Source organism: Vibrio sp. CB1-14, from assembly GCF_040412085.2.
Classification (GTDB): Bacteria; Pseudomonadota; Gammaproteobacteria; order Enterobacterales; family Vibrionaceae; genus Vibrio; species Vibrio chaetopteri.
This window is the reverse complement of the sequence record NZ_CP115920.1, coordinates 1,827,326-1,844,026: the sequence shown is the minus strand read 5'-3', so window position 1 is coordinate 1,844,026 and position 16,701 is coordinate 1,827,326. Positions and strand designations below refer to the sequence as shown.

The following is a 16,701-nucleotide window of genomic DNA, read 5'->3' as shown; positions in this document are numbered from 1 at the left end:
GGTGCTAAGTTTTTTATTCGTTCCCTAATAATAGAACACTATCGCTTACTGCCCACCATCTCTAAATTGAGATTGTCTATAAGATCACCGTCTGCAACCAATAGCCAACCGTTGAAAATCTACCGATCGTCTATGCTTAAGAAAATTCTCACTTCAAAGGAGGTACACATGGGCATTTTCTCGTGGATTATTCTCGGGCTTATTGCAGGTGCTTTAGCGAAATGGCTGATGCCAGGGAATGACGGTGGTGGTTGGATAAAAACAATGCTCCTCGGAATTGCTGGCGCGTTTGTAGGCGGGTTTATCGGTGGTTTTTTGGGATTTGGCGGTGCAAGTGGAGTAAACATCGGCAGTATAATTACAGCGACGCTCGGTGCGTTCATCCTACTGTTCGTATACAACCGCTTCCTTAAAAACTAAACCGACAAAAACGGATATCAAATACTAACGAGGTAACCAACGCTGGCGTTGGTTACCTTTTATATGTTGGTTAAAGCTTCTTGGTGTTCTTAGAACACGTAGTAAGGTTTGTGGTTATTACTTGCCCAGACTCCAACTGACAAATTGTGCCAGGTGCTCCACCATTTTCCGCTAAGCTGGAAAATGTTGCCAACATCAGACCTACAGCGATAAGTAGTGACTTCACTCTTCCTCTCCTTGATCATTAGAATGAATTACGGAAACACCGCTTTACTAGATCCCGCTCGCGTATGCTAGTAAGAGGATTGTCACTTTCAAATATGTTTATCAATAGGAGGAATGAGTTTGGCCGATCACATTCAGCAAAAGAGTGCATTAACTCCTATAGACACAGCCCGTTTATGTGTAGTCTCCAAACCCCTACAAGAATCGGTGCCTAATTAAGTACTCTACGAGAAAACTCAAAGGACTGATATCACGTTAAATATCCAGATTGGCTGATGAGTTAAACGAATACATCTTCACTTCCTGACGCACCTCCCACCCCATGGACTTATAAAACATCTGAGCTTGTTCATTTTCAGTGTTCACGAATAGATGGGTTTTACTGATGCCAATATGAGCGAAGGCGTCGGTTACTTTTTCAACCAACGTTTTTCCAATCCGTTGACCTCGATACCCTTCATCAACTGCGAGATGTTGAAGATAGCCCCGACGACCATCTGTTCCAGCAAGGACTGCCCCAACAACTTTGCTATGAACCGTCGCAACAAAACTCATGTTTGGGTTCTTGTCGAGATAAGCCGTCACATTTTCTCGGCTATCCGCTTCACGGATTAACATATGCTCTGTTTCATTCCACAATGCCATCACAGCATCATAGTCCGCGACCTGCATTTCACGATACGACACGTTCATTTGAGTAACTCCTTTATACCTCAACGACTTCAACGGTGTAATTTACATACCACTTCTCTTTACCTAGCAGTTGATTGGCGATGACATGCTTGCGTGATGCTAGCGTAACCCCTCAGAGTTTAAACGTTTTTGTATCTGTGGTCATAGAAATTAAAGATGTGTTTTAGAGTCCAATCTCGATAACGGTCAGCTTCTATCAAAATATCATGCCGAGCATGAGGGACACTCAATATTCGAGAAGTTAGACAGCGCTCGTTAAACAAGTCCTGAGCAGGATTGGATACTACGTTGTCCGCTTCTGGTTGGATGATGAGTATCGGTGTGGTGATCGATTTGGCGTAGTGCAAACATTGCTTTCCGGCTGCCATCGCTTCAGTGATCCATTTTGGGCTGACTCCGCCTAGCCGCAAGTGTGGATTACTGGTTAACAAGTTGCTGTACGCCTGAAAACGGACTTTACTCGTCGTATGGTCATTGTTTTCAAACGACTTAGTCACAAACGCTGTTTGTGTGGGTGCGTAGTGAGGTGTTTTTTGTAGCTGGCTGATGACTTTAATGGTTGCAGAATGAAGTCCACCAACAACTTTGGGTAACTTTAAACCAAACATAGGGCTTGTTAGCACACATGACTTTACCTTATTTGGTTTTGTAGCTAAGTATTGAGTCGCGACAGCACCGCCCATCGAATGAGCCAACATTTCAATGTCATCATGACCGCCTTGCTTATGAACAACCGTTTCAATGAAGGTCGCTAAGTCTTCTACGTAGCGGCGAAAATCATCAATATGACCAAGCTCTGATTCCTCAACCAAGCGCTCAGACTCACCCTGACCGCGATGATCGTATGTGTACACACTGAAGTACTGGCTAAGCTCGTGAATTAACTCTTGATACTTCCAGAACGTTTCATTTCTCCCTTGTACCAACACAATCGCTCTTTGGTGACGATTGGGGTTGACGTTAATCCACTCTATATTGACACCAACCTCACCCTCAAATTGCCCTGTCGTGCGGGATGCCCATGTTGTTTCTATCCGTTCGCTGTTTTGCGCCTGTGATGCAAACTCTGAGGTCTGTATCTTATAGCGCTGATAAGGTTTGTAAGGGATATCAAGCTTTCTTCCCACGCTTTCAACAAAGAGACGGCCAAGGCGCACGCCATGCATATAATCAGAATCCAATTGCTTTTTGGTGCTACCAATGACAGAGGACTGCAGAGCTCTATCAGGGGAAATCTCATAGATTTCTACATCGTCCGGTGGAGAAGCAAGAAAACGTTGAGTCTGGCGATAGCTCTCTTCATGCTTAATCAGCATTGCCGACAACTCAGTAAGCGTTTTCGATGGTGCTCGTTTCAAAAACGCTTCGACCATGGGGTGATGATCTTCAAAGTCTATCGGCATGGTTCTGACAACGACAATATGCTTATAGCCTCGTCGGTAGGCTTCTTCCACCGGAATGGGCGCAGCGATACCGCCATCAAACCAGCGAGTGTCGTCAAAGACAATGGGGCGTTTGTGAAGCGCAGGGATCGCGCAAGAAGCGCTTAACACATGCTTCCAGTTCTCCCGAGTGACATCAAAACAAGCGCTAGTGAGTTCGGTTCCATGAGTCGCAACTGCAACGACTTGTTTGGTTCTAAGAAAGTCCGCACCTATATCCCAGTTAAGAGGTATTGTTGATTCGGCACTATCGACGAGGTAGTCCAGATCGAGTCCTTCACCGCTCAGCAGATACTTCGCTAAGGTGAAGAACTCTGGGTGGCGAGTGGCTTCTGCGATCATCTTGTAAGCATGACCTTGGTGACCGCAAATATAAGAGGCGAGATTCAACGACCCTGCTGACGTTCCAATAAGTAGGTCGAAAGGATTAAACTCCGCTCGCAAGAAAGCATCCAGCACTCCTGCGGTGAATATTCCGCGCTGTCCACCACCTTCAGTCACCAACGCAATCTTGTCGACGTGACGCTGTGCTAGCATGAAATTGTCATGATGCTTATTGCTTATAATGTATCGCTTGCCCATTTCGTTTCCACTTTCTTGATTCTATCGAGCTTCCCCGATTTCCCCATAAGTCTAAGGATAATATGGGGGCTACGGGGAAATAAATTCAAGAAAATTTAAGGCGCGTTAATGAACTCGAAACAATGAATCGATCGCAGTCATAGGTGGCTAATACGCAGTGGATAGAGAAAAATCGACCGTTTTAAATACTCGAAATTATGTTATAACATAACAATAAATTCAAACAATCCAGGAGCGAAATTTCATGTTACGCGACTCAATTGCCCCACTCACTTCGCCGACAGGCAGTATACAAACTCCCACTACCCAACAAACCACAGTGCGATTAAGTGCTTCTGGCGACCACCCAACCGTGTTAACCGATATCTATAAAGAATCAGTGAATATCGCTATCTGGAAACGTGAACTCGACGCCGATTTACAACATTTAACCAATGAGTTTCTTGCTAATAACCCTAAGTTTCAAAAATCTGTTTCAGTATCACCAAGTGACGCTTTTGCAGCATTGGAATACGCCACCGATGGCTTGGCTCCAAAAGCGCTGCTCCAAAATATCGCTGAACTGGTCGATATGTTTTGCTGCCTGTTTGAGCTTGATTACGCAGGGCTTCGGCTCGCCACACTAGAAAGCGCCATGTGCCCGCGCTTCCATACTGACAAAGTGCCTTGCCGCTTGGTAACCACCTACAGCGGTGTCGCCACTGACTGGTTAGAGCACGATGTCGTAGATCGCTCTAAACTCGGACATGGCAGCAATGGTCTTCCAGATTCAGAATCTGGGCTGCATCAAAGTGAAACGGATATTCAACGTCTGACTTGTGGAGATGTCGCATTACTCAAAGGAGAAAAATGGATCGGCAACGAAGGTGGCGGTCTGGTTCATCGCTCGCCCTCCGTTGCTTCTGGGGAGAACAGACTATTACTGACGTTAGATTTTGGTTAGCAGTAGCCACAGATACTCCTCTGGCTTAGAGTGTTTTCTGCCAATATCCAACATCGAGCCAGCGGTCAAACTTGTAGCCAATTTGTTTGAAATGCCCTACTTGCTCCATGCCCATTTTATGATGGAATCTGGTGCTCTGATCATTCGGCAGTGTAATGACACTCATGACGTTCCTAATTCCATCGTCACGTAATCGGCTAAACAATTGCTCGTAGAGTCTACTGCCCACCCCTTTTAACGGACACTCAGGCGAGAGGTAAACAGAGGACTCGGCCGTAAACCGATAAGCGCTTCTCGCGTTCCATTGCTTAGCATAACAATAACCGACCACTTGCCCTTGATGCTCATACACAAGCCAAGGCATCTTCGAGTCAATCAGCGTCTCAATACGCTCAGCTATTTGCTTCGCTGACACGATCTCTTCTTCAAATGTGCAAGTTGAATGGACTATATAGTGGTTGTATATCGTTGCGATAGCTTCCGCATCCGCTACGGTGACATTACGAATCAAAGGGCACTCCTCGTGACATTATCCACGATGAAAAATATGGTCATCAAATGTTTGACCACCTATTTGGTAGGCGTCTTTCTCTACCTTGGTCAGCACAAAACCGCATTTTTCTAACACACGCTCTGAGCCTATGTTTCCTTTTGTCACAATCGCGGAAAACCTGTTGAGATCGAGATCGCGCTCCGCCCATTTGACTAAACCTTCTAACGACTCAGTGCCAATTCCACAGCCATGGAATTCTGGAAGCAACAAATAGCCAACTTCCGCATAGCCATTTGAGACTTTGAAGCCCGTCACACCAACGGCTTCACCAGTATGCTTGAGTGAAACAACCAAACAGAGCCACTCTTCTGAACCTTTACACCATGTGGGTAGGCGTTCATCAAATCGCATTTGAATGTCTTCATCGCTAGGTTTATCAAAGCAAAGCTCAATAACCTCATGCTCGGTCTGTAAGCGCTTAAACAAGTCAAAATCGACGTGAGTGATCTGCGCCATTGAGAGACGCTCTGTTTGGATTGCGATACTTTTCATTTAGCTTGGATACACCTTTTTAAAACGCTCTAGTACTAATTCACTTTCGGGCGAAAATACCACACCAATCTCATTGGCGTACCATTCGAAAAACTTAATATGTGCTTCTTTCCACCATGCGTATGTGCGATCGCCCTCGCCCTCTGCATAGGCGAACTCGTCACTCACTTGATTGAATGGACATACTTCGACAGACGTTAATTGAATCACGCATACCGGGTTTTGCTGCCAATCTAGGACAAGCGAATAACTGCCAACTTGAGGCAAGGGTTCATCTTCGATATCCCAACCCGCTTTTAATCCGCATGATGCGGTCTTGATACCTTCGTTAATCAGTCTGGCGCACTCGTTGGCATTGTATTCATCGGCGCAATAATGCTCAGCAATGATGTTGTCGATATCGATGCTTTCAGGCGCCGACAACGTATTAAGAAACCGTTGGAAAAACTCTCGTTGGATAGGTGTCATATTATAGTTCCTTGACCATGACTATCACCTCACAGCCTTTATTATTAATTTGATGAAGCTTTCTCCATCCGTGTTCCGCATACAACCCACCAGATAGATCTTCCGTTTGCAAATAAAGCGCCTTAATGCCACGGGACTTTGCTTCTTCAATCACGCTATTAACTACTATTTTGGCGACGCCTTGACCTCTATAATCGGAGTCAACATAAACACCGCCAAGCCACATCTCATAATCCACGTAACTCGGGATTTCATGCTTTCGAATATGCGCGGTGGCAACTAGCCGATCGCCATCACAAATAACAACATGTGCCGGGATAGAGCCATCTTGCAAAAAGTTCTCGAGCTTTTCGGAATAGCTTTCTAGAGTGTTGTTAGGATCGCGCTTGCCCCAAGCATCAAAATACCAATCGATGACTGTGGACTTATGCTGAGGCGCATCTGTCAAAAGTGAATAGCGCCTTTCTTCGCTGCTAAGGCCTTTAAAGTTAGACATAGGCTTCAATTCCCTTTTTCTGCATCAAGAACTCCGGCTGTTGAATCGATTCAAACCCAAATTGCTGGTAGAGCGAATGCGCGTCGACAGTACCCAGCATGGTTCGTCTCAAGCCTTGCAGATCAGGGTGCTTTTCTATGGTGCTTAATATGAGCTTGGCAATGCCTTCACCTTGTTTTTCGTCGATGACAAAGACATCACTCAGATAGGCAAACGTCGCACGGTCAGTAATAATGCGTGCAAAGCCCACTTGGTTACCGCCACTGTCATAGGCGCCGAAACACAAAGAGTGTTCAATCGATTTTTCAACCACAGATAAAGGAACGCCCTTCGCCCAATAGCTGTTTGAGAGATAGCGGTGTATGAGTGTGATATCGAGGTGTTGTTTATCAGTAGAAACTGAATACGGCATAGCAGCTTATCTCCTTCATCCTTGAACTAGTTATAGAGATAAACAATTTAGGCTTTGATATCAATAGTCTATTTACATCGCTACAAACTAGTTGCGGGAATTTCGACGGATAGTCACAACCATCAAACCACCGAGTGATAAGGCGAAGACTATGGGCATTCCCCAAAGGAGAATGTTTTTACCAGTTAATGCGGGTTGATAAAGGACGTGCTCACCATAACGATCGACCATATAGTCTTTCACTTGCTGATTGCTTTTCCCTGATTTGACCAGTTCAAACACTCGTAATCGGATATCCTTTGCGACTGGAGAGTTAGACTCGATCAGGTTTTGGTTTTGGCACATGGGACAACGAAGGGTTTTAGCGAGATCGATAGCTTGCTTCTGCTGTTTGGGAGTATCAAACTCAAACAGGTCAACAGAGTGGGCTTGTGTCGCGAATGCATGACTTGAGCATAGCAAGAGTGCAAACAACAGCTTGATTGGAGAGAAAGCCAAACGCAATTTATCAATCATTCGCAGTCTCCCTCAATGACGATATCAGTGACGCATTTTTTGAAGCTGCCACATTATTGGACGATCTCAGCAATACGGTACATGCAGAGATACACACCAATAGTGCACCGAACCAAATCCAACGAACAAACGCTTTGAATTGAATACGCACGGCGTAATCCGTTGTATCGACTTTATCACCCAAAGAGATATAAATATCACCGTGCCACAGTGGTGTCATGGAAGGCTCTGTCATGGTCATAACTCGCACCGAATAGTGACGTTTTTCGGGCGTGGCGGTTCTAGTATGTGGGTCGTTGTCTTGAACGGTGATCTCAATAACGGCTTGCTCGGCGGTAAAGTTTCGACCTACGTATAAATGGGTATCAACGTAGGTAACTTGGTAATCCCCAAACTCTGCTTGGCTGCCAGGGCCAAGCCTTTTGGTGATTTCATAAGAATACTCAGCATTCATCACACAACCAAACGCCGCGATCGCAATACCAACGTGCGCAATACATGCCGACAGCGATGTCTGCTTAGTTTTGGCGAGGACTGTAGCAATATGTGACATTAGAACCCAAAGGCTTGCCCAAACTGTAAAGAGCGCCCAGTTCGACCACTGCGCGCCGACTGGCTCATAGTGCATGGTGCAATAGATCACGATAACAAAAGCCAACATCAGTGAAACAACCAACAACATAACGGGCAGTCCAATTCTCAACTTCTGGCTGGTACGCGACCAGCTAAGAAACGGTACAGCTCCCATGACAAATAAGCTCACTATCGCGATGGGACCAAACAACAAGTTAAAGTACGGAGCACCAACCGAAATATTCCCAAGTCCTGCAAGTTCGTAAACCATCGGGTAAAAGGTACCAAACACAACCACAGCGGTAGCCAATACAAACAAATTAGCTGAAATCAGAACTAGAAATGGCTTAGTCGCCAAGTTTGTAATACTGAGCGACTTGATAGAATCGACCCTGGCAATTAAAGCGACAAAGGCGAGAACAAACACTAAGGTTAGAATCGCCAGCAGGCTAAAGCCTTTGGTCGGATCGACGGCAAACGCATGCACCGATGTCAGCACCCCAGAGCGTACAATGAAGGTGCCAAGAATACTCAAACAGAAAGTGATAAACGCAAGAGAGTAAGTCCAAAAAACAAGCTGTTTGCTGCGAGCAACCATCATGGTATGCAATAACGCAGTAGAGGTGAGCCATGGAAGCAAAGAGGCATTTTCAACCGGATCCCAAAACCACCACCCTCCCCAGCCTAACTCGTAGTATGCCCACCAAGAACCTAAAGCGATGCCTGCTGTCAAAAACAGCCATGCTACCAGAGTGAAGATGCGTGCACGTGGGATCCAGTCTAGATCAACGTGCTTTGACAGTAGTGCCCCCAAAGCCATCGCGAGTACTGACGCAAATCCAACATAACCGACATACAGTAGTGGTGGATGGATAATAAGCCCAATATCTTGCAACATGGGATTCAAATCACGACCTTGTAATGGCATGACCGTGTTTAACTCGAACGGGTTCGATGCGAGCAGTGTAAACCAAGCGAAGATAGCGACTATAGACTGCATGACCAAGCTTGCATGACTCGTTGAATAGCTCGTTGAACGGTTTTTCGGCTTTGACCAAGCAATAATCGCACCCCAAAGTGACAATGTCACCACCCAAAATAGCATCGAGCCTTGGTGTCCACCCCATGTGGCGGCGAGTTTGTAACCTAAATGGAGTTGTTGATTGGAGTTGTCTGAAACGTAACGAATAGAGAAATCGTCAACTGCGAATGCGTAAGCCAATACTAGAATAGAGCTTAACGAGAACAAGAAAGATATTGTGCTGAAGAATCGGCTTAGGCTAATTTCACTCGCAGCGAAACGCTGAGGCTTAGCGTAACAAATCAGGCCATGCAAAACTGCGCATGAGCTCGTCACTGCAACTGTGATTAATGTAAATAATCCTATGTAGCCGATCATGTAATGATTTGGTTCCTATTAAAAGCGTGCACCAAGCCTCCAGTAGATTCCTGTCTGCACAGGAATGACGGTTGTTGAGAGTCTTGTACTCTCTACTCATTCCTACTAAAGAAGCCGTCACCCCTGCGTAGGCAGGGGTCTACTTAAAGCATGCACCAAGCCTCCGGTAGATTCCTGTCTGCACAGGAATGACGGTTGTTGAGAGTCTTGTACTTTCTACTCATTCCTACTAAAGAAGCCGTCACCCCTGCGTAGGCAGGGGGCTACTCAAAGCGTGCACCAAGCCTCCGGTAGATTCCTGTCTGCACAGGAGTGACGGTTGTTGAGAGTCTTGTGCTCTCTACTCATTCCTATTAAAGAAGCCGTCACCCCTGCGTAGGCAGGGGGCTACTCAAGCGTGCACCAAGCCTCCAGTAGATTCCTGTCTGCACAGGAATGACGGTTGTTGAAAGTCTTGTACTCTCCACTCATTCCCATTAAAGAAGTCGTCACCCCTGCGTAGGCAGGGGTCTACTCAAAGCGTGCACCAAGCCTCCAGAAAATTCCTGTCTGCACAGGAATGACGGTTGTTGAGAGTCTTGTGCTCTCTACTCATTCCTATTAAAGAAGCCGTCACCCCTGCGTAGGCAGGGGGCTACTCAAAGCGTGCACCAAGCCCTCAGAAGATTCCTGTCTGCACAGGAATGACGGTTGTTGAGAGTCATGTGCTCTCTACTCATTCGTATTAAAGAACCCGTCACCCCTGCGTAGGCAGGGGTCTACTTAAAGCATGCACCAAGCCTCCAGTAGATTCCTGTCTGCACAGGAATGACGGTTGTTGAGAGTCTTGTGCTCTCTACTCATTCCTATTAAAGAAGCCGTCACCCCTGCGTAGGCAGGGGTCTACTCAAAGCGTGCACCATGCCTCCAGAAGATTCCTGTCTGCACAGGAATGACGGTTGTTGAGAGTCTTGTGCTCTCTACTCATTCCTATTAAAGAAGCCGTCACCCCTGCGTAGGCAGGGGTCTACTCAAAGCGTGCACCAAGCCTCCAGAAGATTCCTGCCTGCGCAGGAATGACGGGGGTTAGGAGTCCGCATTAAACATCCCCCCCTAAACCACCGTCATCTGCCCCGCATACAAAACAAACGTACGCAGCATCAACACCCCAATCAAACTCAAAGTAGTGACCACAAGAATAAATCCGTGATTCAACTTCACTTCTCCTGGGCTAAAGTAGTTTAGCGCCAATGGCAACAACATCCCGATACCAATCACGCCATACCAGAACCAGCTAGACCAAAAACCACCGCCGATGGCACTCCATGCAGCGACTTCGTTTTGACCACCGCTGAAGATAAGGCCAGTAAAGAAGGTCACTATCACAAACAGCTCAAACAACACCACTGGACGCTCAAAGCTGTGCACCCACTTCACGCTTGGGCTATGTGAATCTTCTTTGAACACTAGAATGCCGAACAGCAAACTCGCTGCAGCACCCGAAGACAAGCTCGAGAACAAGAACAAGATTGGCAGTACTGGGTTATTTAGCATCGGGTACGTTTTTAGTGCGGACAGTAAGAAGCCCGTATACGCCGCCAATACGATAGCCAGAAAACCCAAAAACAGCTCTAGTCCGTTTTCAATTTTCTCAAGCTTGAGCAAAATGGTTTCAACAAAATCGAATTTGCTTCCCAACACATCCATGATTGGCTTTCTGAAGATCATACCAATCCAGACAAACAACACCGCCATATAAACTTGGAATAAGATGACACCCATCGACATCACCGAGGATGGGTTGTAGTAAATCATGATTTTCCAGAACTCTAACGGTTTGGTCAGGTGGAATACCAAAATAAGCAAACCAACAATGATGCCAAAAGGCGCGAGCCAAGCCATCGCCTTCATAATGCCGTTTTGCGCGGGGTCGCCTTCGATAACCTTACGCTTGAGGTAAATGGCAATTAGAGCGGAGCCTGCAGACATGCCTGCCAAGAAAAGATAGATCGCAATGATCCAGTCCCAAACAAGGGAGTCGAAATGAAAGGCTGTTTCCCACGTACTCATACTACACCTCCCTTATGGAATGCGGCTTTGAACAACTTAGGTTTCGTGCCTAGATGCTCCTTATCGCGATAAATCACTTTAATGCTCAGCATTTTGTTGATATCGCTATTGGGATCATTCAAATCACCGAACACCAATGCCTTGGTTGGACAGCTCTCTACACATGCCGGCAGTTTGCCCTGCGCCAAATTAGTATCACGGCAGAAATTACATTTGTCTGCAGAGTGATCCTCAGGGTGGAAAAAGCGCACTTGATAAGGGCAAGCTGCTAAACAGTAACCACAACCCACGCACTTCTCTTTGTGTACGTCGATAATGCCTGTCTTCTCATCTTTGTATGCAGCGCCCGTTGGACACACATAAACACAAGGAGGGTTCTCACAATGCTGGCAGGACTCACGAGTGAATCGGTACTCCACATCAGGGTACTCGCCGATAGGCTCTGAGCGGTGGATTTCCAGTCTGGATACCCCTTCAGGCACTTTATTGACCTCACGACAGGCATCGGTACAAGCAGTACAGCCAATACAAGCATTTTCGTCATGAAGCATGCCATAACGCACTGCTTTCTCAGTTTCTTCACTTGCCACTGAACTACGTGCAGTGATGACTGAAGTTGTTGCCACACCCGTGGTGAATATCACTGCGCCCGTGCCGGCAAGGAAATTTCGTCTTGAACAACTCATATTACTTGCCCTCCTCTTCACGTTTTTCGTTGAAGTCTTTATGGCAATCGACACACATCTTAATTTTTGCTTTGTGGTCGTAAGAGAGCACTTTGGCTTTCTCAGCATGAACTGAATGACAATTGGTACAGGTTAGATTCTTTGCGTGAACGTCATGCGTCCAACTATCTTTTTGTAGATATTGCGGTTGATGACAATCCGTACATCGACTGTTTGCTTTGAGAATGGCTTCTGGATCTAACCAGGTTTTATCTGTGCCAGGTTGAGACTGTGCAGCATGATATTTAATCACCGTCGACGCGCCATCACGATGGTCTGGGCCGATATTACTATGACAGTCTGTACAGCTTGGCGCCGTACCTCTGATCTCGATAACATTCTCTCCATGAGAGCCTGCCAGAGTTTGTTTCGAGTCTTTGTGACATTGGATACATTTGTAATCCTTATCACGTATCAACTCCACCTTATGCCGTGTAGAGTCCCCTTCTTGCACGAGGGCTGCATCGTCGGCAAAGGCATTGAGTGAATAACCACAGAGAGTAAATGCTAGGAGAGCCTGAAGCATTATCACCATGGTCAATTTAACATTGCCCATTTTATCCTTTCCTTAAACCCAATATTGCGAACCTAAACATTCACTTATCGGATTAATAACCAATGACTTTTCCTTTCAATCAGCGAACTATTTAAAATAAGTCCGAAATTACTCAGAAATGAAATCAATTCTTATTTAGGATGAGCCACAACGCTTCACGAATATATAATAGTACGACTATCTGTATTCCCCTAACAGCCAACGTTTAATTAGTGAGCAATATCACTATTATTGCTGTGTGAATTTTTACATAACCCATTGTTTTTAATGGATATGAAATTCATCCCCGAACCAAAAAACACTAACCCTTTAGGGTTAGATGGATATAGATGTGAGCTTCATCACCTAGTTAAATTGATCTAAAACAGTAAATAGGTCGAGCTGTAATAAAATATTTCTATCTATGAGTTAATATGAATACGTCTATCATTAGACATCTCCAAATCTTGTTTAGGAAATTTGCCCCACAACGCATTTCAAAAATTAGAATATGGAGATACCATCGTGAACAAGCACTGGATTATAAGTTCCGTTGCTGCATTAGCAATATTAGGCACCGCAAGTGTGCCCGCTTTTGCTGCCTCTGAAAAAGAGTTAATGGATCCAAGAAATCAGGCCTACGAACAAGACCATCCTGACCAATACCATTCTTGGAAACAAACGAGCGAGAGTGTCGAAATCGAAGACGCCCTTGCCCACGATCCTAACATGGTGATCTTATGGGCAGGCTACGGCTTTGCCAAAGATTACAACAAAGCTCGTGGACACTTCTATGCACTTGATGATGTACGTCAAACACTTAGAACGGGTGGCCCAACCGACCCTAAATCAGGCCCAATGCCAATGGCCTGTTGGAGCTGTAAAAGCCCGGATGTTGCGCGTGTTATCGATGAGCGCGGCGAAGACGGATACTTTGAAGGAAAATGGGCACGTTTAGGCGCTGAAATTTCAAACCCTATCGGCTGTGCAGATTGCCACGACACCCGCAGTGAAAAATTCAAGAACGGCGAACCTGAACTCGCGCTGACCCGCCCTTACGTTGAACGCGCCTTTGAAGCAATTGGTAAAAAATTTGATGAGCAATCGCGTTTAGATAAACAAGCTTCGGTTTGTGCTCAGTGCCACGTTGAGTATTACTTCACAGGGCCAACGAAAGCCGTGAAATTCCCTTGGGATATGGGCACCACCGTTGGAGAGATGGAACAGTACTACGACGCGCTCAACTTTAAAGACTGGCAACACGCCGTCTCTAAAGCGCCTATGCTAAAAGCTCAGCACCCGGGCTATGAAACTTGGCGTGACGGCATCCATGGCAAAAACGGCGTTGTTTGTGTCGACTGCCATATGCCGAAAGTAACCAAAGAAGATGGTACTGTTTATACTGATCATAAAGTTGGTAACCCGTTTGACCGCTTCGAAGACACCTGTGCAAACTGCCATACTCAGAGCAAAGATCAGCTACAAGGCATCGTATCGACTCGCAAAGCACAAGTACTGAACATGAAACTCACAGCAGAAAAGCAAATCGTAGCCGCTCACTTTGAAGCTGGAGCTGCATGGGATGCAGGTGCAACCGAGGAAGAAATGAAGCCAATCCTAACGGATATTCGTCATGCGCAGTGGCGTTGGGACTACGCAATCGCATCTCACGGCGTGCACATGCATGCACCGGAAATGGCGCTAGAAATTCTAGGTACATCAGTCGACAAAGCGGCTGACGCTCGTGCAAAACTGATTCGCTTACTCGCGAAAAAAGGCATCACCGACCCTGTCGAGATCCCAGACATTTCCACTAAAGAGAAAGCGCAAGCGGCGTTAGGGATGGATATGGATAAGATGAACGCAGAGAAAAAGCACTTCTTAGAAACAGTAGTGCCAGAATGGGATAAAGAAGCGGCTGAGCGTGAGGCGAACTACTAGGTTTACTCACTATTGAATGTGTGATCCATTCGAGATTAACGTAAGCCCCAACCCATCGGTTGGGGCTTTTTGCTAGAATCGTAAGTAGCTGAAACTACATTGTGTTTCCAAAAACACAAACGGCACACATACACAAAAGGGATCTCATGAAAAAACGTCTTCTGCTTGGTCTATGTTTAGCCTCTACTTTCTCATTCGCCGGTACCTACAATAGTGTTTCGGTCGGTACCACCAGCGAAGGTGGCTTTGGTGTGGGCCTGTATTACGATAGAAATCTTAGTTATGGTTTCTACGCTAACTTGGCTGGAGGGACTGGGCCGAATAATGATGATTTTGGCCTTAATGTTGGATTGGTTAAATCGCTCAGCGATAACTTTGTTGGTTATGCTGGTATAGGCTTAGCGAATCGAAGTGAAGAAAAAATTACAGACGCGCCATTTAGAACCTATGAATCGGATTTGCGATTCAACGGTAATGTAGGCTTGCTGTTTAAAACTGGCGTTACAGGCTTCACCGCAGATATCGGTTACAACACCGGCTTAGAAGCGGCCTACTTTGGCCTTGGTTATACCTACTAGTTGTCACCAACAATTAATTATCACCAATAGTTTTCACTTGAAAAATGCCCTGGTTTTCTTCGCAAATGTTTTGTTAAACCAAGCTCTGTTAGCGCAGAGCTTGTGTCTTTTACCATGGCAGGGTTACCACACATAAAGACAAAGCTATGAGGTGCATTAAGTTCCATCTCCACATGCTTTTGTAACCTACCTTCCAGCAACAATTGAGGAATGCGCCCAGACAAGCTGGTTTGGTGATTTTCTCTGGAAACTACCGAGACAAACTCAAACTGCTTTCCCATCCGAGCCTGTGCATCTTGAACGGTCTTAGCATAAACAAGCTCTTCCGCTCGTCTCACTGCATGAACCAATACAATCTTATCAAACCGATCTACCAAACTGTCATCATCTAACATCGATAGAAATGGGCCAACGGCAGTGCCCGTCGACAACATCCACAAGTCACGCGCGTGCTCCGGTACCTCTTCGAGTGTCATAAAGCCGGAAGGTTGTTTACCTACATAAATAGTGTCTCCTGAAACAAGCTGATTAAGCTTCGGTGATAACTGACCATCACTATCTGCAATAATCAAAAACTCCAAATGTTGATGACCATAATCATGATTGGGATGATTGACCATCGAATAGGCTCGGCGTACCCACTCCCCGTTAGCATTGAGCAAACCGAGTTTAGTAAATTGCCCAGCCACGTACTCCTCAATTGGAGCGGTTACTTCAAGACTGAACAAGTTCTGAGTCCACTGCTTCTTTGCCAAAACTCGTCCTTCTACCAATCCATTTGGAACGTCTGTCATGTCTCATCTCCGATAAGTAATGCAATTTGACACTTTCAGCATAGAAGTAAATTCATCAGGATATAAACTAAGATTTAGATAAGAAGAATATGAATTTCGTAAAAAACTTTACGTAAAAGAAAGGAATTCGGCTTTACCTCGGTCTTGGTATGGTGTGTGTTGTAAAAGGATTTTGAGAGTGCCCATGAAACCATGTTTTCCCGCTGTTCCTTTTGAAGGTGTCAGTGAAAGTCCGGTTAAATACTGGCTTCACGAATATCGAAATACGATATTCGAATTTACACAGCCACAGAAAATTGCGCTATCTAGACTACTCCCTTTATTGGTGTGTGGAGAACAAAGCTCGCAATGGGTGTTCTACAACGAGTCACAACGTGAACTTCCACAAACACTCTCGTCAGCCCAAAGTGACTTTGAACGCATTGTCGCTGATGAGCAATACCATGAAGATGCACTTGAGTTTGTGCAATCTCAGCTAGAGCAACCTTCTGATGTCGTTGCGATAAAACGCCGCAGTCAGCGCTTTTTTGCTTCACTGGGTTCCAGAAACACTTTCGAAGAGCATTTTGCTCAAATCGCATGTCTTGACGCTTTGGTTTGTAAAATCATGCTGAACCTGGAGAAAGGTCGACTTGACCCGCATCATCCGTTTGTTTTGTTATGCCGCTCCATCAAACAAGACGAAGCACGTCATGTTACTGCCGCAAAAAAGCATGCTCTCGCTCTAGGATACGACCGTGCAAGATGGCAAGCACTCAACACACTGATTTCACAAAAGCTGTTTAAATTACTCAATACTGAACGAGAAGCGTTTGAAACGCTTGGTATTACGCTTGAGCACATCTTTGAAGCCAGGGAGAGCTAA

At 45.7% G+C, this 16,701-nt stretch carries 19 protein-coding genes; 5 read left to right on the top strand and 14 right to left on the bottom strand.

The annotated features are described in order from the left end of the window. Positions 1-168: 168 nt before the first annotated feature. Positions 169-420 (top strand): GlsB/YeaQ/YmgE family stress response membrane protein, encoded by a 252-nt coding sequence (locus PG915_RS08330; protein ID WP_353496107.1) that lies wholly within the window; start codon positions 169-171, stop codon positions 418-420. A 70-nt stretch (positions 421-490) separates the two neighbouring features. Here PG915_RS08330 and PG915_RS08325 read toward each other — a convergent pair whose 3' ends face one another. From PG915_RS08325 to PG915_RS08315, 3 genes are all read right to left on the bottom strand, one after another. Beyond that, positions 491-646, bottom strand: a complete 156-nt coding sequence (locus tag PG915_RS08325; protein ID WP_353496106.1) for a hypothetical protein — start codon at positions 644-646, stop codon at positions 491-493. 254 nt (positions 647-900) lie between these two features. After that, positions 901-1,338: a GNAT family N-acetyltransferase gene (locus PG915_RS08320; RefSeq protein WP_353496105.1), complete on the bottom strand. Its 438-nt coding sequence runs from the start codon at positions 1,336-1,338 to the stop codon at positions 901-903. A 119-nt stretch (positions 1,339-1,457) separates the two neighbouring features. Then, positions 1,458-3,362, bottom strand: coding sequence for an alpha/beta fold hydrolase (locus PG915_RS08315; protein ID WP_353496104.1), 1,905 nt, complete (start codon positions 3,360-3,362; stop codon positions 1,458-1,460). 244 nt (positions 3,363-3,606) lie between these two features. Between PG915_RS08315 and PG915_RS08310 the strand changes: the two genes are divergently transcribed. Then, positions 3,607-4,305 (top strand): DUF1826 domain-containing protein, encoded by a 699-nt coding sequence (locus PG915_RS08310; RefSeq protein ID WP_353496103.1) that lies wholly within the window; start codon positions 3,607-3,609, stop codon positions 4,303-4,305. 25 nt (positions 4,306-4,330) lie between these two features. Here the strand turns inward: PG915_RS08310 and PG915_RS08305 are convergent, their stop codons facing one another. From PG915_RS08305 to nrfB, 10 genes are all read right to left on the bottom strand, one after another. Beyond that, positions 4,331-4,816 (bottom strand): GNAT family N-acetyltransferase, encoded by a 486-nt coding sequence (locus PG915_RS08305; protein WP_353496102.1) that lies wholly within the window; start codon positions 4,814-4,816, stop codon positions 4,331-4,333. A gap of 18 nt (positions 4,817-4,834) precedes the next feature. Beyond that, positions 4,835-5,350 carry a GNAT family N-acetyltransferase gene (locus PG915_RS08300; RefSeq protein ID WP_353496101.1) on the bottom strand — a complete coding sequence of 172 codons (516 nt, stop codon included), beginning with the start codon at positions 5,348-5,350 and terminating at the stop codon, positions 4,835-4,837. After that, positions 5,351-5,818, bottom strand: a complete 468-nt coding sequence (locus PG915_RS08295; RefSeq protein WP_353496100.1) for an ASCH domain-containing protein — start codon at positions 5,816-5,818, stop codon at positions 5,351-5,353. A 1-nt stretch (position 5,819) separates the two neighbouring features. After that, complete coding sequence (locus PG915_RS08290) at positions 5,820-6,314, bottom strand: GNAT family N-acetyltransferase (protein WP_353496099.1); 495 nt, start codon at positions 6,312-6,314, stop codon at positions 5,820-5,822. Beyond that, on the bottom strand, positions 6,307-6,726 hold the full coding sequence (locus tag PG915_RS08285; RefSeq protein ID WP_353496098.1) for a GNAT family N-acetyltransferase: 420 nt from the start codon (positions 6,724-6,726) through the stop codon (positions 6,307-6,309). The genes PG915_RS08290 and PG915_RS08285 overlap by 8 nt, the downstream gene beginning before the upstream one ends. Before the next feature lie 87 nt (positions 6,727-6,813). Continuing rightward, positions 6,814-7,242: a cytochrome c-type biogenesis protein gene (locus PG915_RS08280; RefSeq protein WP_353496097.1), complete on the bottom strand. Its 429-nt coding sequence runs from the start codon at positions 7,240-7,242 to the stop codon at positions 6,814-6,816. Further along, on the bottom strand, positions 7,235-9,214 hold the full coding sequence (locus PG915_RS08275; RefSeq protein ID WP_353496096.1) for a heme lyase CcmF/NrfE family subunit: 1,980 nt from the start codon (positions 9,212-9,214) through the stop codon (positions 7,235-7,237). Before PG915_RS08275 ends, PG915_RS08280 begins: the two co-directional genes overlap by 8 nt. Positions 9,215-10,306: 1,092 nt before the next feature. Continuing rightward, positions 10,307-11,263, bottom strand: a complete 957-nt coding sequence (nrfD, locus tag PG915_RS08270; protein ID WP_353496095.1) for a cytochrome c nitrite reductase subunit NrfD — start codon at positions 11,261-11,263, stop codon at positions 10,307-10,309. Further along, positions 11,260-11,949, bottom strand: coding sequence for a cytochrome c nitrite reductase Fe-S protein (gene nrfC, locus PG915_RS08265; RefSeq protein WP_353496094.1), 690 nt, complete (start codon positions 11,947-11,949; stop codon positions 11,260-11,262). Before nrfC ends, nrfD begins: the two co-directional genes overlap by 4 nt. A 1-nt stretch (position 11,950) precedes the next feature. Next, positions 11,951-12,544, bottom strand: coding sequence for a cytochrome c nitrite reductase pentaheme subunit (gene nrfB, locus PG915_RS08260; protein ID WP_353496093.1), 594 nt, complete (start codon positions 12,542-12,544; stop codon positions 11,951-11,953). 504 nt (positions 12,545-13,048) lie between these two features. Here nrfB and nrfA point away from each other — a divergent pair. Continuing rightward, positions 13,049-14,464 carry an ammonia-forming nitrite reductase cytochrome c552 subunit gene (gene nrfA / locus PG915_RS08255; RefSeq protein WP_420884599.1) on the top strand — a complete coding sequence of 472 codons (1,416 nt, stop codon included), beginning with the start codon at positions 13,049-13,051 and terminating at the stop codon, positions 14,462-14,464. Between the two features lie 146 nt (positions 14,465-14,610). Further along, positions 14,611-15,042, top strand: coding sequence for a hypothetical protein (locus PG915_RS08250; protein ID WP_353496092.1), 432 nt, complete (start codon positions 14,611-14,613; stop codon positions 15,040-15,042). Between the two features lie 20 nt (positions 15,043-15,062). On the opposite strand, the gene PG915_RS08245 is transcribed toward PG915_RS08250, so the two are convergent. Next, positions 15,063-15,836, bottom strand: coding sequence for a ferredoxin--NADP reductase (locus PG915_RS08245; protein WP_353496091.1), 774 nt, complete (start codon positions 15,834-15,836; stop codon positions 15,063-15,065). Positions 15,837-16,020: 184 nt separating this feature from the next. Between PG915_RS08245 and PG915_RS08240 the strand changes: the two genes are divergently transcribed. Next, positions 16,021-16,701: a hypothetical protein gene (locus tag PG915_RS08240; RefSeq protein ID WP_353496090.1), complete on the top strand. Its 681-nt coding sequence runs from the start codon at positions 16,021-16,023 to the stop codon at positions 16,699-16,701.

Coding starts and splice junctions, on each gene's coding strand:
- PG915_RS08330 (WP_353496107.1), top strand. CDS start 169: ATGGGCATTTTCTCGTGGATTATTCTCGGGCTTATTGCAGGTGCTTTA.
- PG915_RS08320 (WP_353496105.1), bottom strand. CDS start 1,338: ATGAACGTGTCGTATCGTGAAATGCAGGTCGCGGACTATGATGCTGTG.
- PG915_RS08315 (WP_353496104.1), bottom strand. CDS start 3,362: ATGGGCAAGCGATACATTATAAGCAATAAGCATCATGACAATTTCATG.
- PG915_RS08310 (WP_353496103.1), top strand. CDS start 3,607: ATGTTACGCGACTCAATTGCCCCACTCACTTCGCCGACAGGCAGTATA.
- PG915_RS08300 (WP_353496101.1), bottom strand. CDS start 5,350: ATGAAAAGTATCGCAATCCAAACAGAGCGTCTCTCAATGGCGCAGATC.
- PG915_RS08295 (WP_353496100.1), bottom strand. CDS start 5,818: ATGACACCTATCCAACGAGAGTTTTTCCAACGGTTTCTTAATACGTTG.
- PG915_RS08290 (WP_353496099.1), bottom strand. CDS start 6,314: ATGTCTAACTTTAAAGGCCTTAGCAGCGAAGAAAGGCGCTATTCACTT.
- PG915_RS08285 (WP_353496098.1), bottom strand. CDS start 6,726: ATGCCGTATTCAGTTTCTACTGATAAACAACACCTCGATATCACACTC.
- PG915_RS08280 (WP_353496097.1), bottom strand. CDS start 7,242: ATGATTGATAAATTGCGTTTGGCTTTCTCTCCAATCAAGCTGTTGTTT.
- PG915_RS08275 (WP_353496096.1), bottom strand. CDS start 9,214: ATGATCGGCTACATAGGATTATTTACATTAATCACAGTTGCAGTGACG.
- nrfD (WP_353496095.1), bottom strand. CDS start 11,263: ATGAGTACGTGGGAAACAGCCTTTCATTTCGACTCCCTTGTTTGGGAC.
- nrfC (WP_353496094.1), bottom strand. CDS start 11,949: ATGAGTTGTTCAAGACGAAATTTCCTTGCCGGCACGGGCGCAGTGATA.
- nrfB (WP_353496093.1), bottom strand. CDS start 12,544: ATGGGCAATGTTAAATTGACCATGGTGATAATGCTTCAGGCTCTCCTA.
- PG915_RS08250 (WP_353496092.1), top strand. CDS start 14,611: ATGAAAAAACGTCTTCTGCTTGGTCTATGTTTAGCCTCTACTTTCTCA.
- PG915_RS08245 (WP_353496091.1), bottom strand. CDS start 15,836: ATGACAGACGTTCCAAATGGATTGGTAGAAGGACGAGTTTTGGCAAAG.
- PG915_RS08240 (WP_353496090.1), top strand. CDS start 16,021: ATGAAACCATGTTTTCCCGCTGTTCCTTTTGAAGGTGTCAGTGAAAGT.